The organism is Fischerella sp. (assembly GCF_013388695.1).
In the GTDB taxonomy this organism is placed as follows: domain Bacteria; phylum Cyanobacteriota; class Cyanobacteriia; order Cyanobacteriales; family Nostocaceae; genus PCC9605.
The window spans coordinates 1-19138 of sequence record NZ_JACAEU010000059.1 but is presented as its reverse complement, the minus strand read 5'-3'; the positions used below and the strand labels follow the sequence as shown (position 1 = coordinate 19138).

The window sequence follows — 19138 nt, the reverse complement described above, 5'->3', positions numbered from 1 at the left end:
ACAAAAGTAAAAGGTAAAAGGCAAAAGCAATGGGAAGTTTTTTTTACTTTTACCTCTTACCTTCTGCGTTTTTCCTAGCATTGGATACAAGTGGTAAATGATACCATATTTCAGCACGACCATCAACCGCCGAAAATTCATCAAAACCTTGGGAATAGCAGCTTTATCTGCTCAAATTCAGCCGTTTGCTGTTGAAGCCAAACTCTATCCAAATTCCGTACTCAAGCCACAGCGTTTACAAGTAGGCGATACAGTAGGATTAATTAGTCCTGCTGGTATGATTGAATCAAAAGACGTTGAAGAGGCAAAGCAAACATTTGCAACATTGGGATTACAAGTCAAGTTAGGACAGCATCTTTTAGATCGTTACGGCTATTTAGCAGGTAAAGACATTGACCGTGCTGCTGATGTCAATGCGATGTTTGCTGACAAGTCAGTCAAAGCTGTTATCGCTATGCGCGGTGGTTATGGTTGCGATCGCATTTTACCCCTAATTAACTATTCTTTGATTCGCTCACATCCCAAAATCGTCATGGGATACAGCGATATAACCGCCCTGTTATTAGCAATTTACACCCGCAGTCGAGTTGTTACCTTTCACGGCCCCGTCGCTACCTCTACCTGGAATAATTTTACTGTGAATCACATCAAGCGCATTCTTTTTCAGGGTGAAGCAGTGACGATGCACAATACCCTAGCTACCGAACTACGTCGGAAAACCATTACTCCCGGAAAGGCAAGGGGTAAACTTGCGGGTGGTAATTTGTCGGTGCTATCAGCGATGGTGGGGTCATCCTATCTTCCTTCTTGGCAGCACAGCATTTTGTTTGTAGAAGAAATAGACGAAGATATTTATCGTGTAGACCGAATGCTGACTCAGTTAAAAAATGCAGGCATTCTCAACAAAATTGCTGGTTTTGTGTTTGGGCTTCGCTTATTTAAATCTGATTTTGTCAAATCGAACATTTTCATATATTCATGAAGCGATCGCCCGAAGGGAATCACTTTTTCTAACTTCACTGCCATAGGTAATGACCATCTGCTTAGAATTAAGAACCTTAGATTGGTATGCCTCAGTAATTACTAAAGTTATGGATATTGTCTACTCGCATAATTACCTATTCCTAAAATCAATCAGTGTTTGCCAATAAGCATCTGGCATACCAATATCAAAATACTTTCCTTTCACAACGTATCCTGTCATTCCCTCCGCCGCACGTAATTTATCAAGACAGGTTGTTAACTGAAATTCTCCACGTTCTCGAAAGTTATTCCTAACATTTTCTTCCAAAAGATCAAATATTTTTGGTGTGAGTGCATACAATCCAAATATGCACAAAAACTCATCTTCTGCCATTCCTTCTACACGCAGATGCTGACGTGCATATTCAACAGTAGGTTTTTCGGAGACTTGTGTCAGCGAAAGAATTGAGCCTTTCTCTTGCCAAACTCCTGTGACGCACCCAGCTTTATAAAGGATTTCTGCTGGTATTGTTGTTAAGCCAACAACACTTTGATTAATTTTTTCGTAAATTTCTAACACCTGACGCGCACAGGATTTTTTTGTTGCAGATGAGTAAATGTGGTCGCCTAGCATTAACAAAAATGGCTCATTATTGACCCATTCTTTCGCACATAATACCGCATGACCGTAACCTTCTTGTTCTTTTTGAGTTAAAATTTTAATTCTGTCACCCAAATCTACTATATATTTGCTATATTTCTGGTTTTCTGGCGATAGTTTTTCAAAAAGTTCTGCTTTGGGTGGGAATTTAAATAAATCTGTAAAAATTCTTTTGTCTTCCGGTTGCACTACTATCCCAATTTCTTCGATGCCAGCACTAATGGCTTCTTCCACTATTAATTGAATGACAGGTTTTGTCCTGCCATCTTGATCAATAATCGGGAAAAGTTCTTTTTTGACAACTTTGGTAGCAGGAAATAAGCGAGTGCCAAAACCAGCAGCAGGAATTACAGCTTTTTTAACTTGATTTTTCGGCATAAATTGTCAATTGTAAACATTGCATTTGCGGGAAATCCCGCTCAATGATTTCGATAACTTTTTGTTGATTTTCCTTGTCTTTGACAACAAATTGTGCTGTACCGTCTCCTTGGGAACCAACGCCTTTACCACCCAAAATATAAGGTTGAATCGGTTCATAATTCAGTAGTTGGCGTAGAACAGGTGCAGTTAACTCCTCAGGACAGGCGGGTATGAGGTGCTTGTCAAATTCTATCTGTGCCTGTTTCATCAGAGTACCAATTTGTTGTGCATCGCCTGTTTGCATAGCTTCAATAGCAGCTTGGGTGATTTGATAGCTGATGGAACCCAAATATTTTTGCACATTCGCTTGTACTGCGTTGCTGGCGAAGGGATAACACTCATTCAGTTTCCTAAGAATTACTTGAGTATTCTTGCTAGCACCAAGATCCACTATGACAAAAAACAGATCTTTTGGAACACTGAGTTCCACTATATCAGTGCGATCGCCATCAAATTTCATTGCGATCGCGCGATTACCGTAGGCGCAAGCTTGATCCATCCGTCCGCAACGAGAAGGGGTAGTAATCTCCCCAAGATAAGCAAACTCCATTTCTTCTTGGATAGGCATCTTTAAGTCATACACCTGATTAAAAGCCCTCGCCACTAATACGCAAATAGCCGCACTCGATGACAAGCCTTTTTGAATCGGTAAATCCGTCAGATAATTGTCAATTTCTATCCCTCCCAGAGGCGTTTGCAGCTTAACAATAAATTGGTAAGCCACACCTGCTGCGTAACTAAAAAACCCTCCCTTTATCGCTTCGCTAAGCAAGGCTTGTTTTTCCATAGGCAGAGTTAGGGTTTTACGGGTTCCATCACTAAGGGAGGTGCTTAGAACTAACTGGTTTGGATGGGGCTTTACTTCTGCATACAGTCCCTGATTCGTACCTACCAGCAGCGTGTAACCTATTTTTAATTCAGGATTGAGATGGCGGTATCCTCCGGCCCAATCACTATGTTCACCAAATATACACAGACGACCTGGAACAAAAATATTCATATATGTTTTCTATCTTACTCGCTAAATTTTACGCATCTTGTCAAAAAATACTATGTTCACCAGCATTTTCTTATACCATCTTGTGCTAAGGGTCAAGCGGGGTCTTGCCATAAATTTAGCTTTTGGGGCAAGCGTTTGTTGTCATCTTATACAAGTGTCAGTTCAGAAACTGTCACTCACCCAAGTCCTCGTTTTATCTCAGAAAAGATATTCTTATTTTGTGCAAGGAGTGATACCACTTCACCATATGTTTGCCACAGGTTAATTTCGTAATACCTTCTATATTCAGGGATATTGCGAATATCAAATGTTGCATCAAACAAGTGAATTGGTATGGAATTATACTAAAAAGCGCTTGAGCCAGGAAAATTCTCAAGCGCTTTTACGTGTTGATTATTTGTCATTCATCATTTTTTAGCTGTTTAGTTGTTAGGTGTTAGTTGTTGTTTGTTGATTTTTGGGCAATAGTGATTTGCGATACTAAATATTGCTAGTACTCACTAACTACCAACCACCAACCACCAACCACTAACCACTAACCACTAACCACTAACCAAGAACAAAGTTAATCAACTTACCAGGCACCACAATCACCTTTTTAATCTCTTTGCCTTCGAGGTAGCGCTTGCCAACTTCAGATTCACAGGCATACCTCTCCAACTCTGCTTTATCTGCTTGTGCCGGAACTTGAATCGCACCGCGAGTTTTACCCATAATCTGGATCACTAAGTTAATTTCATCAGCAACCAATGCCGCAGAGTCATACTTAGGCCAGGTTTCAGTGTGGACTGAGTTAGTGTTACCCAATAAATGCCACAACTCATCGGCAATATGGGGTGCAAAAGGTGCCAGCAACACGACCAAAGTTTGAATACCTTCCGCATATACTGGCGAATCTTTACAGGTAGCATCAGTGAGGGCGTTACTTAACTTCATCAGTTCCGAAATAGCTGTGTTGAATTGATATTCACCCTCTACGTCTTCGCTGACTTCTTTAATAGCAGTGTGAATTGCCCGCCGCAAGTCTTTTTCTGGTTTACTCAGTTGATTTTCTTGATTGTCAACTGGTCTTGGTTGATTGATAAAATCAGCCACTAAGCGCCAAACCCGATTCAAAAAGCGGAATTGCCCTTCTACGTCAGCTTCATCCCATTCCATGTCTTTTTCTGGCGGCGCTTTGAACAAGATGAACATCCGGGCGGTATCTATGCCATATTTGGAAGTTACATCTTCCGGCGCTATACCGTTGCCCTTTGACTTGGACATGGTGGCGTAAATGCGTTGGAGTGGTTCACCAGTTTGGGGATCGCGGGGATCGGCAGGATCGACAAGATGGGTGGGAACCCACTTATCTTTACCAGACTTGTTGGGATTGAAGTAAGTCAAAGCCTGTACCATGCCTTGACTCAACAGGCGTTGGAAGGGTTCGTCAAAGTTCAACAAGCCTCTGTCCCGCAGCACTTTGGTAAAGAAGCGCGAATACAACAAGTGCAAAATCGCGTGTTCAATTCCACCCACGTACTGATCCACGGGCATCCAATCATTTACCTTAGTGGGATCGAAAACCTGCTGTTCATTCTTGGCATCGGGATAGCGCAAGAAATACCACGACGAATCAATAAACGTATCCATCGTGTCGGTTTCTCGCTTTGCTGGTGTACCGCAAGTTGGGCAAGGTACATTCACCCAGCTTTCCAACTTAGCCAAAGGCGAACCACCGCGTCCGGTGAATTCTACGTTTTCAGGTAACAACACTGGCAAGTCTTGATCCGGGACAGGCACCGCACCACAGTTGGGACAGTGAATAATGGGAATGGGTGCGCCCCAGTAACGTTGCCGGGAAATCAACCAATCCCGCAAACGATACTGTACACGTTCTTTGCCAAAACCTTGTTTTTCTGCATATTCCACGATCGCTTTTTTGGCGTCTGTGGAATTCATGCGATCGAATTGACTTGAATTCACCAATATCCCAGGTTCAGTGTATGCCTCTTGTAGAGACGTTGCATGCAACGTCTCTACATTATCGGGAGGCACGATAACTACCTTGATTGGCAAGTTCTGTTCTTTAGCAAACTTAAAATCTCGGGCGTCGTGTGCAGGCACACCCATGACTGCACCAGTACCGTACTCATACAGTACATAATCAGCAATCCAGATCGGAATTTCCTCACCCGTAAACGGGTTAATTGCCTTGCCACCTGTGGGGATTCCTCGCTTGGGCTTATCTTCAGCAGTGCGTTCCAACTCGCTTTGGTTAGTAACCTCTTGCACAAACGCTTCCACCACTGCTTGCTGTTCGGGTGCAGTCACCTGTTTTGTCAAAGGATGTTCTGGCGCTAACACTACATAGCTGACGCCGTAAACCGTATCTGGGCGTGTGGTATACACGCCAATTTTTTCATCCATCCCCACCACGGGGAATTCCAAGTAGGCACCAGTAGATTTGCCAATCCAGTTCGCCTGCATCAACTTGACACGTTCCGGCCATCCTGGCAACTTGTCCAAGTCATTCAACAATTCTTCGGCGTAGTCGGTAATCTTCAAAAACCACTGCCGCAATAATTTGCGTTCGACTTTCGCACCACTGCGCCAAGAACGTCCTTCGCTGTCAACTTGTTCGTTTGCCAGTACAGTTTGGTCAACGGGGTCCCAGTTAACTGCTGCTTCCTTTTGGTAAGCTAACCCCGCTTGATAAAACTGCAAGAAAATCCATTGCGTCCACTTATAATAATCTGGCGAACAAGTAGCTAATTCGCAGTCCCAATCAATTGACAAACCGAGACGTATCAATTGCTGCCGCATCAGGTCGATATTTTGATAAGTCCACTTCGACGGGGGAACGCCTCGGTCAATGGCGGCGTTTTCTGCTGGCAAACCAAAGGCATCCCAACCCATCGGATGCAGTACCCGATACCCTTGCATTCGCTTGAGGCGGGCAATCACATCGGTAATCGTATAATTACGGACGTGACCCATGTGCAGGCTGCCCGATGGATAGGGGAACATGGACAGGGCGTAGTATTTTGGCTTGTGATTATCTGTAGAAGTTTTGTCTAAGCCAAGTTCAATCCATGTTCGTTGCCATTTTTCCTCTATTGAAGCTGGGTTATATCGGGATGAATCCACCGAAAACTCTCCTACTGGACTGTAATCATGTCTGCCTCCATATTTTAGATGATGGTAGGCAGAGTAACGGGTCGGGTAAAACAAACAATGACTGATTTAAATGAAAAATCTTCTGGTTTGCTACGGGTGTTTGTCTACGGCACCCTCAAACCAGGAGAAGTTAATTATAAAAGGTACTGCGATCGCAAAGTTGTAAATGCTACGAAAGCATTTGCACTGGGTAAACTTTTTGATCTCCCTCAAGGCTATCCGGCAATGACGCTAGGAGATAGCCGTGTCTATGGGTATTTACTAGAGTTTAGTGTTGCAGAAGTTTTGGCTGAATTAGACGAACTGGAAGATTACTACCCTGCTAAACCTGCATCCGAAAATTTATATAATCGGCAAAAAATAGAAGTGTACGATCTGCAAGGGCGATCGCTTGGTTGGGCTTGGGTTTATTTGATGACGCCGGAAATGGTTGACAAATTAGGAGGTATACTCCAAGCTAATGGCTGGTGGAGCAGCATTAATAATTATGAATTATAAATTATGAATTATGAAAATTTTTTATCATTCATAATTCATATATTTATATTATTGATGAGTTTCCTGCTTCTGATTTAGCTCATCATTTAAAATGAGGAGCTATGCAAATTTTTTATCATTCATAATCCATAATTCATAATTATTAATGATATTCGTTTTCTATATCCAACGGTTGAAGTTGCTTTAGTTGATTCATAGGTTCTTCTGGAGAAGTTTCTGCGGCTTTGGGAATGGGGAGGATGGGGTCATTGATAGCAACCATCAACGATGGGACAGAAATAGGCTGTGACGTTGTTGGTTGTGCTTGTTCTGCTGATGGTCTTTTAGCAATTTGTTGGGTTGCGTATTCACCACCTGGTACTAAGCCAGATACCGCACCAATGATAGTAGCGGCTATGGCTGTACCCCCCCATAGTAAAGCTAGGCGCGAACGACGACGCAAACGAGCCATGACTTGTTGGACTGTCTGTTCCACTGGCTGTGGCTGCGGTACTGGCATAGTCCGCAAACCTTGGCGCAGTTTCAGAAGCCTTTCATACAAAGATTGAACAGCGGGATCGTTTGCCAGCCATTCTTCCACCTGCCTGCGTTCGGCAGCTGTAACTTCACCATCGAGATAAGCACTCAATAACTCGAAGCGATCGCGCTTCACCATATCCATAGCACCCGTTGATTCATTGGTATACTTTACATTTTCATCTGACAAATCTTGATGAAATTGCAAGTTGGAACCGTCATTCAAGTGAGAATCAGTAGTCATCTTAACATTATTACCAATTCACGCACGGGTAAAAACAGCCAACTAATTTGGCCAGACTAATCATCATTTCTCCTTTGGCAGAAGTACTCTGCACGATCTTTAAGAATCTTAATGAAATATAAAATTCTGCCATCAACCGAAAGACGAAACTTTAAACTAGGAATCAAGATAATTTTGTAACTGGGTTTGCAATCTGGATCTGGCTCTGGCAATTCTTGATTTTACCGTTCCCAAGGAAACCCCTGTGATTTCGGCAATTTCTTCATACGCCATACCTTCGATTTCCCTCAGAACAATAGTTGTGCGGAACACCTCCGGTAGATCGGCGATCGCTTCCCGCAATTGCTCATAGAATTCTCTAGTTGTAAGTTCTTCCTCTGGTCCGGGAGTATCTCCGGCAATCTCCCAGTCCATTTCGCCATCATCTACTGAACGGGGAGCATCCAGTGAGAGAGGACTGACAACACGCTTGCGTTTCCGTAACTCGTCGTAAAACAAGTTGGTAGCGATGCGACTTAACCAGCCCCGAAATTTAGATGGTTCTTGCAATCGGTGAATATTCCGATACACCCGAATCCAAACTTCTTGAGCCAAATCAGCTCGATCGGACCAATCCGGAGCTAAATGGTATAAAACCCTATCTACTTGGGATTGATAACGTCGCAGTAGTTCCGCGAACGCAGCACGATCGGGGCGCAGTCCAATTTGACAGCGCAAAATCAAATCGTGGTTAGAAAGTTTATCAACTTGCACTGATGCTTCCGGAAGCCTTGCATCAACAGTTGACCAGGATACAGTAATCGATTGGCTCATAGATCGTACTGGCTGAAAATCATCCCTATCTATTAGAGCTACTTATCTGCCGGATGTTCCATATATGAGTGACGGATTTATGACTGGAACACAGGATATTTGGCAATACCTATCCCTCTCGGATACGGTGACGTGATGCATACCTGTGCCAGCAATTATCACTGACTATCCACTATTGACAAATAAGTATTAACAATGTAAACAATTAGGCGTTAGCAAACTACCAAAATCAACTTAAAAACTGTTGGCAAAACACAGCGCTGCTTTTGAAGAGAACCGTCTCTTTCAAAGATTGCAGCGTTTGATAGCTAAGTACACAGCAAACATTGATTTAACCAATGTTTAGTAACCAACAAAACTGCTATTTTTGTGGCAATCTTACTAGAATCGTAGACGATGGTTCTTTGTGATGCTGATAATTAGCACCAGTATTAGATTGTTCGGGCACACGAACTTGCAAAAAGAAATTGAGTGAAAATGTAACTGTTATCGCTAACAATAGTTTTTCCAACATGGTCTTTCTCCCACCCACACCATTAACACTATTAGTGATTGATTGCTGCGCCTGTTGGGTTCCAGGGAGTAAAAATACTCACCTAGATTTTTATAGATACTGGGGATTGGGTATCGAGGATTGGGTATTAAGATTTCTTTATTCCTAGTCCCTAGTCCCTTCCAGTCCCTAATCACTAGTCCCTAGTCCCATCGACATATACGCAATGGCAAAATCTGTATAGCCCTAGTTTGCCCACGGGTATGGACAAATTCATAATGGAACTGCTAAAAGTTTGTAAATTTTTGGTGGCCGAATGACCAAGACTGGGGATAGGGTATTGGTGATTGGGGATTGGGAATTGGGAGAAGATTCTTTTCATCTCCTACCTAGTCCCCAGTCCCTAATCCCCAGTCCCCAGTCCCTAGTAAATACACAACATGCAAAGCGGCTTCCGAAAAGTTAGAGTAAGTTAGAAAAAACTGTTAGCTGATGCAAAGTCAAAAGGGTATGTTGGAGAGAATAGACAATGGCGATGGTAAGAAATGAATCTGTAGCGCGTGTAGGGATGCTGCTTTGTTTTGGCACAGCAATCTTATCTCTGGCTCTCCATTGGGGTATTTCCGATCCTATGGCATCTCCTACTCCAACCGGATCTGGCAGAGATAACGTAGCGAGAGCAGCAGATACTGCCAAAAAAACTCAACCTCTGGTGCAAGCTGACTCTAACCCGATAAAGTCGCTGTTGGCTCAAGTTCCAATTCCAGAAAAACCCTCCACTATTCTTGCATCTGCCGACCAGACAAAAGTGATAGTTGATTTAAGCGATCGCCGCGTCTATGTTTATCGCCAAGATCAAGTTATCGCCAGTTATCCAACTGGTATCGGTAAAAAAGGCTGGGAAACCCCCACAGGTTCCTTCCAAATCGATAATATGCGACGCAACCCTATTTGGCGTCACCCTATCACTGGCAAAGTATTTCCACCAGGAGCAGATAGCCCTCTTGGCGATCGATGGATAGGTTTTTGGTCAGATGGGCGTAATAAAATTGGTTTCCACGGTACACCAACACTAGATAACAACCTAGTAGGTAGTGCTGTGTCCCACGGCTGCTTGCGTATGCGTAATCCTGATGTGCGCTTGTTATACAAACAGGTACGTGTAGGGACAACAGTGGAAGTACGACAATAGTTAGTAGTTAGTAGTTAGTAGTTAGTAGTTAGTAGTTAGTAGTTAGTAGTTAGTAGTTAGTAGTTAGTAGTTAGTAGTTAGTAGTTAGTAGTTGATTTTTGACCACTAACCACTATCCACTAACCACTAACCACTAACCATATTAAGATTGCATTTTTCGTTCAAAGTTTGGTGCGTAGTCTTGGAGTAAATTACTGACTTGCCTAAGAATTTCGTTACCAGTGTTTTTACCCAAGACCTGCCTTTCTGGAAAGAAATTGGGCCGATCTAGGTAGCGAGCGATCGCCTCGCCAATTTGCTGGGCAATTAACTCTTGCAGTTCTGTCTTGGCGTGCTGGCGCTGGTAGCTGGCGCCTTCTTCTGTTGTTGCATACAGAGGAGGCAGACGATTGAGGGCGTAAGCGGCGATATCCCCAACTTCTAGGGAAGTTTCGCTGGTAGCTTCTATTTCAGCTACGCGGGCGATGGCTTCTGTGAGTACCAACTCTTCCATGACATTAATAAACTGTTTGCGTGGTACCGCCATCACTTCACCAGTCAACAGCGCCCCCATCAGCCGATCTAGCGCCATGTACTCTTCTATAGAGAGTTCATTGGCATTATCACAGATTCGCCCAACTTCTGCTTCCATTGCTGGTGTCAGATAACCATCCTGGAGAGCTTGTTGCACAATTTTTTCTATACTCATAACGCTCATATTCTATAAGCCACCCAAGCAAGGTAAGGACGGTACCAATCCGATTTACTCTGCCCAATTATAAGAGCAAAAACATGTAAAAACTACTATTTAACACTTAAGTATCGCCACGGTGCTGGGTCAACAGATTGACCGTTGACATATAAACCCCAGTGCAAGTGAGGGCCTGTGGATGCACCAGTGGAACCCACTGTGCCAATTACTTGACCAGGTTTGACCATATCACCTTCTTTGACTTTAATGCGGCTCAGGTGCATAAAAATACTTGTCACTCCTTGACCGTGATCGATGCCAACAACGTTACCGTGAACCCGGAAACCCTCAGATACCTTTCCTACCAAGGCAACTCGCCCAGCCGCTGGAGCAACTACGGGTGAACCCACAGCACCAGCATAGTCAACGCCGCGATGGTAGTAATCATTTGCAAATTTACCATTATAGTAGCGACGCACACCATAAATTGTGGAGATTCTTCCCGCATTTGGCTTAATAAAAGCCCCATTCCAATATTTTTTAGGTGTTTGCAGAGCTTTAAATTCTGCTACACGCTTGAGTTCGTATTCTGTAGCTTTTACTCCCGCTTTACCAGGGGGTAAATTTATGCGTTGTACGGGGAATTTGCGATCGCGCACTTGCACCAACAAGTTTTGTACTTGACCATTTGCCGAAACCTGAATTTTTCTGGTTCCTGACTTTTGTAATGGTGTTGTGGGAATAAAAGCTCGATACTGATTAGGAGCAATAGCAAATGCAGGGTAAGTTTTATCTCCGGTATTGACTGTCGGCTTCGGATCACCTCCAAGATCATCTACATTTATGAACACTGATAGTGTATCTCCCAACTTAGGCTCGGATGGATTCACTCGTACCTGTAAAGCTTCTGCTGGTAATGTTAGAGCGATGGGAACAGCGGCTAATGTCCCCGCTATTATTTTGGTGGTAAGACGATTGACTTGCAAATTTGGCAAAGATAAAGGGAGCAACTTCTGAATACGATATGCGGTAGTCATAGAGATACAAAAAATCCTTGCTGCTGTTGAACAACAGACTAACCTAGAAGCCGTAGAGTTTCCCGCCTCGAAGTAGATTTTCAGAAATAATCCTTTGTAATGTAATATTTGTAACTTGTCAAGTGCTAGTGGTCTATTACGTTAGTTTTGATAAGTTGTGAAAGTTCGTAGTTAGGGCTTTAGCCCTTGAAATTGAGCGATAAATCGCTCACAATAAACCTCTCATAATTCATGACACAGACTAGCCCTGCACTAACATTATTTTTGCTCGGTGGTTTTAAACTTTCTGAATAAACCGCCGTCCTAGTAAACCCTGGGGTCTGACTAAGAGCATAATAAACAAGATGCCAAAGGCAACGGCGTCTTTGTAACCAGAGTATTCAGCTGGGACAAACGCCTCCACTAGTCCAATTACCAAACCTCCCAATACCGCACCGGGAATACTGCCTAAACCACCCAAGACAATTACTGCTAATCCCCGCAACCCAAAACCAATGCCGAAGTACGGCCCGGCTATGCTGACACTAGAGGCGACTAAAGTTCCCGCCACTCCTGCTAAAAAGCTGCTGATAAAGAATGTCAGCACGATAAAGCGATCGCTGTTAATTCCTAACAAACTGGCAGTAGTTGCATCTTCGGCGATCGCCTGCATTGCCTTACCGTATTTTGTGCGGCTAATAAAATAGGTAAGAATGGCGACAAACACCATTGAGACAACAAAAATCACCACCTGCACAGTGCGAATAGGAATGGGGTTTGCTGCTGTACCAAAGTTAATTGCTGGTGGCAAATTACCGTAAGTTTCTGACGGGTATGTGTAACTTTCTGCGCCTACCAAATACTGGATTACATTCACGATTACCACTGCCACACCCAAGCTAGACACAACAGTTAGCAAAGGATCGGAACCCCGCTGTCGTAAGGGGCGAAAGGCAATACGTTCTACCGCCACCCCCACCAATCCTGCGAGAATGCTTGCCAAAATCAGGGCTATAGCGAAAGGTAATTGGATTGGCAGTGCAGCATTCGCGAGCAAGCCATTAAATCCAAATCTGCCACCCATGAGTGCATAAGTAAAATATGCACCCAGGGTAAAAATCGCACCATGCGCCAAATTAATGATGCCCAAAATTGAGTAAACCAGGGTGTATCCTAAAGCAAAAATCGCGTAGACGCTGCCAATAGATAACCCGTTCAAAAACTGTTGCAAAAACAGAGTAATATCCATGCTGCAACTATTTTAAAAATGCGAACTTACCATTGCTGCCGTTGTTTTCCATCTTGATTTGGGCAACATAAAAATCTTTTTGTACGACCTCACCTTCTGGTGTGAAGGAAATTTCACCGAGAGGCGTGTTGTACTTACCTGCTAACACCTGCTGGTTCAATTCAGTCCGCAGCTTATTGAGGGGAATTGTACTAATTTTGGTCTTTTTATCTAAAGCTTTCAGAGCATCTACATACACTTGTACTCCAGCAAAAGCTTGGGCGCTAAATTGAGGTGGTTCTTTTTTGTATTGCTGTTCATAAGCTTGGCGAAATGCAGCGTTAATCTCTCCTGGATGTTGGGGACTGTAAGCTTGAGCAATCATCACGCCATCGCAAAGTGCTTTGCATACAGTAAATACATTTGATGTATTCAGACCATTGCCACCAATAATAGTGCCTTTATAACCTAATTCTCGTAGTTGCCGCACCAAGTTACCACCATCAGCAGCTAGACCAGAAATAATGATTAAATCTGGTTTTAAATTCAGTGCATTTGTGGCTTGGGCTTGAAAGTCGGTGTCCGAAGTTTGGAACTTTTGCACTGTAACTAATTCCAGTCCTGAATCCTTGACTGTTTTTTGAAATATTTCTGTTTCTGATTTGCTATATGCATCATTTTGAGCATAAAAAACTGCGACTTTTTTAATATTAGAATTTTGCTTGATCGCAGCTTTGACTGCATTGGGCGCAACGATAGAAATTGGTGCTGATACACGTCCAATATATTTGCCAATTTCTGGAATTCCTTTAGCAGTATTTGATGGCCCAAGTACTGGCACTTTGGCACGTTCGGCGATAGGGCCGGCGCTAAAAGCTTGTTGTGATAAAGTTGGACCTACAATACCTACAACTTTATCTTTGTTAATCAATGTTTGGAAAGCGTTAATGGCACTGTTTTCATCACCACCGGCATCTTGGAAAACTAATTTAATTTTTGTGCCATTAATGCCACCTTTTTCATTAAAATACTTTTCAGCAATTTTTACCCCAGCCACTTGCTCTTGACCAAGTAATGCCACGTTACTGGTTTGTGCTACGGCAATACCAATGGGAATAGGAGCAGATACACCTGTTGTTGCTGAGGTATTAGTTGCTGTGTTAGTATCGGTATTACTTGTAGTATTTGTACTAGTATTGTTGCCGCCACATGCTGTTAGCAAGACGGCGCAAGAAGCTAAGAATGCAGTTGTACTACCAATAGTTTTTTTCATAAAGTATATATTCCTTTAATCTATTTATTTGACCACATACAGGTACAGGTTCCAAGTAGTTGCCTGTGGTCAAATAATAACGTGAGAGGCTTTTATTTGTAGTAGATTAAATCGTACAGTCTAAATTAATTCACATCTTGCACTATACCCTGCACCGAAGGGCTACGCCCTACGAGTCGGAGAGCCAGAGGCTCTAATACCTCGTTACCAGGTTGAACCTGGTAACGAGGGTTTGCGATCGCAACTCTGGTAACTTCTTGCAAAAGTAAAAATTGTCGGGAGATGGGAGGTGCGATCGCAGATCGGACAGCCAATGACTTCAGAACTTGTTGAGTATAAAATTTAACCTGTATCTATTCAAGTAAGGCTTTGAGGATAGCTTCGCGAACTTTTAACGTATAATCAGCCCCATTGTCTTGGTTAGCCAAAGACACAAAGGTAAGCCGACGTTCGGGGAAGTACCAACTTACAGAAGTAGTTCCAGCACCATTACCGCTAATTCGCCATGCCTCTCCCCAAGAGAGTTTATCGTACCAGACACCCAGTCCATAACTAATTTCTCCCTGAGTTGCAGACAACAACGGTTCATAGGGTGTGAGCATTTCCTTGAGAGTATCATCCTTGAGTAAATTACTACGGAATAGCGCTTTGGTAAACTTGGCTAAATCTCCGGCATTGGAAACCATATTGCCAGTCGCCCAGGCCAATGACATATTCAGACTCGTTGTGTCCTCATCTATGCCATCTTTGGGATTGATATCCCAGTAACAGCTAACGATACCACCAAAAACTTCGTCAGTTTGGAACTCAAAAAAGGTATTATTCAACCTCAAAGGTCTAATAATCCGATTTTCGATTTCGCTTTTGAGAGTGGAACCTGTTGCTTTTTCGATAATTATCCCCAGCAAAACATAGTTGGTGTTGGAATAACACCATTGAATTTTCTCTGCTCCCTCTTCACACCGTTTCCCAGAGAAGGATGGTTTGCCGTAAGCATAGGCTACCAGTTCTTCTGGTTTCCACTCTCTGGATTGGTTCTGATTAACAGCCGTATAAAATGCCTCGTTGCCACTATCTGCGTAATCGTATATACCACTAGTATGATTGAGTAGTTGACGAACTGTGATGTTTCTGCCATTGGTAATTTTGTCCACCATCTCACCAGGTAGCCATTTGTCAATTTTATCTTCTAAGCTCAATTTCCCTTCGTCTTTTAGTTGAAGTACTACCGTTGCAGTAAACGTCTTGGTAGAACTACCGATGCGAAATTGAGCATCCGGGGTTATGGGCATTCCAGTTTGGATATCGGCAACACCACTAGCACCAAACCATGTACCTTTGTCTTTACTAATGACAGCTAAAACTGCACCAGGAACACCACCTTTTCCGGGTTCTCCTGCCTCTTGTCGGTTTTTGTCAAGAATTTCTTGGAATTCTTTAGCTAAGTCATCTGATATATCTCTGCGGGGTATTAAGTTTTTTGTTTGATCTAGTACTGATGTAGTTGTATTTAAATCTATTGGGGATACTGCTTTTACACTTGCTACACTGACAATTATTATTGCTGTCATAACTACTGATGCAGCAGTCTGATAAATTAGCTTCATAGGCTGTTCCTCCTGTTAGATTATTGACGGTAACATTCTTCACCACTTCGCAAAACTTAAAAGAGCATTTGCTACTTCTTCAGGCTTTTCTCCGCTCACCGCAGCGCTAGCTTGTGGTATTTCTAGATACTGAAAGTCTGGACGAATTTTTCTAAAGTCTTCGGCGCGATCGGGCGTTTTTTTACCTGTCGTACAGCAACTATGTCTCAAGCGAAAACTAAGCCTCCCAGGAGAGGTCTATCGAAATCACGTTAAACCAAAGTAATAGGCTTTTCAACTCTAACTTGCGCCACTACTTGACCAATTATACTACTTTCTACGTATCCCAAGGCTTTAAGTGTAGCTAAACAGCTATTAGCTTTCTCCTCTGCGATGGAGGCTAAAAGACCGCCAGAGGTTTGCGGGTCAAATAATAAAGAAAAATTAGAGTGAGATTCCCATTGTTCCAAGTTAGAAATATAACGTGAAGCACGCAAGTTTTCTGGATGCAGTGAGCTAACAATCCCTTTTTGTACTGTTTCTCTTGCGCCTGCTAAAACTGGGATCGCTTCCAGTTGCAACTCCACCGCTACACCAGAAGCTTGCACCATCTCCATTAAGTGTCCCAACAAGCCGAAGCCTGTCACGTCAGTGCAAGCCTTTGCCCCATGTTGTAAGAAACATGTAGCCGCAGCCTGATTTGACAACAGCATTGACTCCACCGCACCATCAATCCAACCACCTTTAGCTTGACGATGCATGTCAGCAGCAAATAATGTCCCAGTTCCCAGGGCTTTAGTTAAAATCAACACTTGCCCTGGTTGCATTCCGCCTTTACGCAGCAACCGATCGGGATAAGCTAAACCATTGCAAGATAAGCCAAATCCAAGTTCCGCGCCTTCAGTTGTGTGTCCCCCAACTAGGGGTGCTTGTGCTTGATTTAGCACCTTCACCGCACCAGATAGTAGCTGATAGAGGGTTTCTTCGACTTTGGCTGGTGCAGCGTAGGGAATGGTAGCTATAGCCAAGGCACTTTGCGGTAAAGCCCCCATTGCAAAAATATCACTCAAGCAATGATTGGCACTGATTTGCCCAAAGATATACGGATCATTAATTAAACTGCGAAAATAATCTATTGTCTGCACCATTAATTGATCGGCTGGCACTTGTACCACCGCTGCATCATCTGGTGCATCCAAACCAATGATGATATCTTTTCTGTCTTCCCCTAGAGGTTGTTCTCGCTTGATGCGGTAGAGGACTTTCTCTAAAACTGTACTACCCACTTTAGAACCACATCCAGCACAGCGCATTACTTTGTCCTTTGTCATTTGTCCTTTGTCATTTGTCATTTGTATTTTGTTATTGACCAATGACATTTCTGGAAGATTACTGAACCGTTTCATAAAGCGACGGTCGATCCAATCTTTCCACAGCCACAATAATTTATGAGGTGGCAAGGTCAAAAAGCCGCGTGTGGCGATCGCTTTGCCATCGCCAGTACCTATTAAACTTAAATATTGTTTCTGCGGTTTATAGGGTTTGAGAGATTTTCCTAGTAAAAATCGGCGTAAATTCTCAAATAATGGCTTCCCTTGCCGAACAGCAAAAACTCCTGCTTTCGGACGTGGATGATTTACCATCGTGGCAATATCCCCCGCTGCAAATACGTGTGGGTGGGACACAGATTGCAATGTGTCATTGACCAGAATAAAGCCCTGCTCGTCAGTTGCCAACCCAGCTGCTTTTAACCACTGCGGTGCTGATGCTTGTGTCACCCAGAAAATGCGATCGCACTCCACTGTTAACCCAGATTCACACACAATCTTATATTCCCCCCTCTCCTTATATTCCCCCCTCTCCGCTTGCGGAGAGGGGCTGGGGGTGAGGTGTTTTGGTTCTACTTTACATACACTTTCCCCTAAGTGCAGTTGAATACCGCGTTCAGTCAAAAGTTGCTTGACCATACGCCGCACTGATCGATGATAATTAGGCATTAGTTCAGCATCTCGCTGGAATAAATGAATTTCTAAAGCCCCCCTTTTGAAGGAAGATTCGGGGAAATCTCCAAAATCTGGAATGGATCGAAACTCCGATCCCATTTTTCGATCAACAACCCAGTCCTCAGTACCCAGTCCCCAATCCCTAGTACCCTTTATATGTGCTTGCATTGATAGCGACAACTCCACACCACCAGCCCCTCCACCGACAATGGCAATCTTTAATGATTTTTGCGGTTTTTCTGCTAAATTTTTTAGTAGCTGCTCCCAGTGTTCTAGTAACTTAGACACTGGTTTTGCTCCAATTGCGTATTCTGCTGCTCCCGGTACAGAAATCGTCGCTGGAGTGCTACCAATGTCAATTGACAGCACATCAAATGCTACTTCTGGCCGGTTAGCACAAATAACTTTTTTATTTTCCAGGTCAAGACCAACTACTTGGTCTATATATAATTGCGTTTGAGCAAAGTTTGTGCTTCTTCGCAAGTCAATATGACATTCATCATGGCTATAAAATCCGGCAATATGACCTGGTAGCATTCCAGAGTAGGGTGTATCAAATTTTTCGGTAATTAAAGTTAATCGCACTCCCGGAAGAGGTTTCATGCCAAACATCAAAAGCGCAATTGCATGACTGTGACCACCACCAATCAGAACTAAATCTTGGACTATGGGCTGTAAATTTTGTTGCATATTAATACTTTGATAAATGCTTTGTATACCCTCCTCTATCTTCCATTTTGGAAAAAGATAAGGAAAAACTATTATTTGTTGCCGATATGTGGTAATAGACCTCAATCAGTTTCTTAACAAGAAGCTTATTGAAAGATTATTCACAGTAGCACTGGAAAATCATGGAATTATCGTGATTTATCGCAAAATAATCCTGCTATTATTTCCAAATCAGTTTCCATTGTCTTATAACTGAGTTGCTGGGAGAGAGTGATTTAGAAACTTCATAAATAAAAAAATATTCAATCGCTTGCAAGACAAGGAGGACAAGGAAAGGGGAAAAAAGTCATGTTGGATGCATGAGTTGGATAATTTATTTTTTGGAGTTCCCCGATCCGGAGTCTGCCTACCCTTGCACTTTTTTGAGTAGAGTGCTTGCAGAAGTCGGGGAAAGGTGAAAGGTAAAAGAGATTGGTTTTTTCTTTTCCCTTTTCCCAGCTTTTGCAAAAGTCACTTTTCCAAGAGGTTCAGAGGGGCTTTTTTCTCACAAACTCGCACGGGTACTCACAATCAACAACTAACCATCCAACGAACAACAGACAACATAAGTAAGTTGGTGGGAATAAATCAAACTATGTTACGAAACATAAACACGCTTGAAAGCTTTAACAATGACCAATGACAAAGGACAAATGACGATCTTAACTAGTTAGCTTTATTTGTGCTGACCTACT

At 43.0% G+C, this 19138-nt stretch carries 16 protein-coding genes; 3 read left to right on the top strand and 13 right to left on the bottom strand.

Features of this window, described 5'->3' with window-relative positions:
• Window positions 1-97 precede the first annotated feature (97 nt).
• Window positions 98-982, top strand: coding sequence for an LD-carboxypeptidase (locus tag HXY43_RS08600; RefSeq protein WP_290882238.1), 885 nt, complete (start codon window positions 98-100; stop codon window positions 980-982).
• A gap of 132 nt (window positions 983-1114) precedes the next feature.
• Here the strand turns inward: HXY43_RS08600 and HXY43_RS08595 are convergent, their stop codons facing one another.
• The 3 genes from HXY43_RS08595 to leuS all read right to left on the bottom strand — a co-directional run bounded on the left by HXY43_RS08595 (window position 1115) and on the right by leuS (window position 6173).
• The gene (locus HXY43_RS08595; protein WP_290882235.1) at window positions 1115-2002 is read right to left on the bottom strand and encodes a sugar phosphate nucleotidyltransferase; all 888 of its coding nucleotides are present in this window, start codon (window positions 2000-2002) and stop codon (window positions 1115-1117) included.
• Window positions 1983-3044, bottom strand: coding sequence for a GHMP kinase (locus tag HXY43_RS08590; protein ID WP_290882233.1), 1062 nt, complete (start codon window positions 3042-3044; stop codon window positions 1983-1985). Before HXY43_RS08590 ends, HXY43_RS08595 begins: the two co-directional genes overlap by 20 nt.
• Window positions 3045-3593: 549 nt before the next feature.
• A complete protein-coding gene (gene leuS / locus HXY43_RS08585) occupies window positions 3594-6173 on the bottom strand; it encodes a leucine--tRNA ligase (RefSeq protein WP_290882231.1) in 2580 nt (859 codons plus the stop codon).
• 87 nt (window positions 6174-6260) lie between these two features.
• Between leuS and HXY43_RS08580 the strand changes: the two genes are divergently transcribed.
• Window positions 6261-6701, top strand: coding sequence for a gamma-glutamylcyclotransferase (locus HXY43_RS08580; RefSeq protein ID WP_290882228.1), 441 nt, complete (start codon window positions 6261-6263; stop codon window positions 6699-6701).
• 142 nt (window positions 6702-6843) lie between these two features.
• Here HXY43_RS08580 and HXY43_RS08575 read toward each other — a convergent pair whose 3' ends face one another.
• Together HXY43_RS08575 and HXY43_RS08570 are read right to left on the bottom strand one after the other, a co-directional pair.
• The gene (locus HXY43_RS08575; protein ID WP_026733371.1) at window positions 6844-7461 is read right to left on the bottom strand and encodes an anti-sigma factor; all 618 of its coding nucleotides are present in this window, start codon (window positions 7459-7461) and stop codon (window positions 6844-6846) included.
• A gap of 156 nt (window positions 7462-7617) precedes the next feature.
• Window positions 7618-8274 (bottom strand): sigma-70 family RNA polymerase sigma factor, encoded by a 657-nt coding sequence (locus HXY43_RS08570; RefSeq protein ID WP_026733372.1) that lies wholly within the window; start codon window positions 8272-8274, stop codon window positions 7618-7620.
• Window positions 8275-9296: 1022 nt separating this feature from the next.
• On the opposite strand from HXY43_RS08570, the gene HXY43_RS08565 reads away from it, so the two are divergent.
• Window positions 9297-9959, top strand: a complete 663-nt coding sequence (locus HXY43_RS08565; RefSeq protein ID WP_290882223.1) for a L,D-transpeptidase — start codon at window positions 9297-9299, stop codon at window positions 9957-9959.
• Between the two features lie 142 nt (window positions 9960-10101).
• Here HXY43_RS08565 and HXY43_RS08560 read toward each other — a convergent pair whose 3' ends face one another.
• The 8 genes from HXY43_RS08560 to selD all read right to left on the bottom strand — a co-directional run bounded on the left by HXY43_RS08560 (window position 10102) and on the right by selD (window position 18425).
• Complete coding sequence (locus tag HXY43_RS08560; RefSeq protein WP_026733374.1) at window positions 10102-10647, bottom strand: late competence development ComFB family protein; 546 nt, start codon at window positions 10645-10647, stop codon at window positions 10102-10104.
• 95 nt (window positions 10648-10742) lie between these two features.
• Window positions 10743-11666, bottom strand: coding sequence for a M23 family metallopeptidase (locus tag HXY43_RS08555; RefSeq protein WP_290882220.1), 924 nt, complete (start codon window positions 11664-11666; stop codon window positions 10743-10745).
• Between the two features lie 277 nt (window positions 11667-11943).
• Entirely contained in the window at window positions 11944-12894 is a 951-nt protein-coding gene (locus HXY43_RS08550) for a branched-chain amino acid ABC transporter permease (RefSeq protein WP_290882218.1), read from the bottom strand.
• Window positions 12895-12901: 7 nt separating this feature from the next.
• A complete protein-coding gene (locus HXY43_RS08545; protein WP_290882215.1) occupies window positions 12902-14146 on the bottom strand; it encodes an ABC transporter substrate-binding protein in 1245 nt (414 codons plus the stop codon).
• A 125-nt stretch (window positions 14147-14271) separates the two neighbouring features.
• Window positions 14272-14460: a hypothetical protein gene (locus HXY43_RS08540; protein WP_290882213.1), complete on the bottom strand. Its 189-nt coding sequence runs from the start codon at window positions 14458-14460 to the stop codon at window positions 14272-14274.
• A gap of 39 nt (window positions 14461-14499) precedes the next feature.
• A complete protein-coding gene (locus HXY43_RS08535) occupies window positions 14500-15753 on the bottom strand; it encodes a serine hydrolase (protein WP_290882211.1) in 1254 nt (417 codons plus the stop codon).
• 39 nt (window positions 15754-15792) lie between these two features.
• Window positions 15793-15963: a hypothetical protein gene (locus tag HXY43_RS08530; protein WP_290882210.1), complete on the bottom strand. Its 171-nt coding sequence runs from the start codon at window positions 15961-15963 to the stop codon at window positions 15793-15795.
• A 41-nt stretch (window positions 15964-16004) separates the two neighbouring features.
• On the bottom strand, window positions 16005-18425 hold the full coding sequence (gene selD, locus HXY43_RS08525) for a selenide, water dikinase SelD (protein WP_290882208.1): 2421 nt from the start codon (window positions 18423-18425) through the stop codon (window positions 16005-16007).
• Window positions 18426-19138 lie beyond the last annotated feature (713 nt).

Coding starts and splice junctions, on each gene's coding strand:
- HXY43_RS08590 (WP_290882233.1), bottom strand. CDS start 3,044: ATGAATATTTTTGTTCCAGGTCGTCTGTGTATATTTGGTGAACATAGT.
- HXY43_RS08560 (WP_026733374.1), bottom strand. CDS start 10,647: ATGAGTATAGAAAAAATTGTGCAACAAGCTCTCCAGGATGGTTATCTG.
- HXY43_RS08535 (WP_290882211.1), bottom strand. CDS start 15,753: ATGAAGCTAATTTATCAGACTGCTGCATCAGTAGTTATGACAGCAATA.
- HXY43_RS08550 (WP_290882218.1), bottom strand. CDS start 12,894: ATGGATATTACTCTGTTTTTGCAACAGTTTTTGAACGGGTTATCTATT.
- HXY43_RS08600 (WP_290882238.1), top strand. CDS start 98: ATGATACCATATTTCAGCACGACCATCAACCGCCGAAAATTCATCAAA.
- selD (WP_290882208.1), bottom strand. CDS start 18,425: ATGCAACAAAATTTACAGCCCATAGTCCAAGATTTAGTTCTGATTGGT.
- HXY43_RS08545 (WP_290882215.1), bottom strand. CDS start 14,146: ATGAAAAAAACTATTGGTAGTACAACTGCATTCTTAGCTTCTTGCGCC.
- HXY43_RS08565 (WP_290882223.1), top strand. CDS start 9,297: ATGGCGATGGTAAGAAATGAATCTGTAGCGCGTGTAGGGATGCTGCTT.
- HXY43_RS08555 (WP_290882220.1), bottom strand. CDS start 11,666: ATGACTACCGCATATCGTATTCAGAAGTTGCTCCCTTTATCTTTGCCA.
- HXY43_RS08575 (WP_026733371.1), bottom strand. CDS start 7,461: ATGACTACTGATTCTCACTTGAATGACGGTTCCAACTTGCAATTTCAT.
- HXY43_RS08580 (WP_290882228.1), top strand. CDS start 6,261: ATGACTGATTTAAATGAAAAATCTTCTGGTTTGCTACGGGTGTTTGTC.
- HXY43_RS08570 (WP_026733372.1), bottom strand. CDS start 8,274: ATGAGCCAATCGATTACTGTATCCTGGTCAACTGTTGATGCAAGGCTT.
- HXY43_RS08595 (WP_290882235.1), bottom strand. CDS start 2,002: ATGCCGAAAAATCAAGTTAAAAAAGCTGTAATTCCTGCTGCTGGTTTT.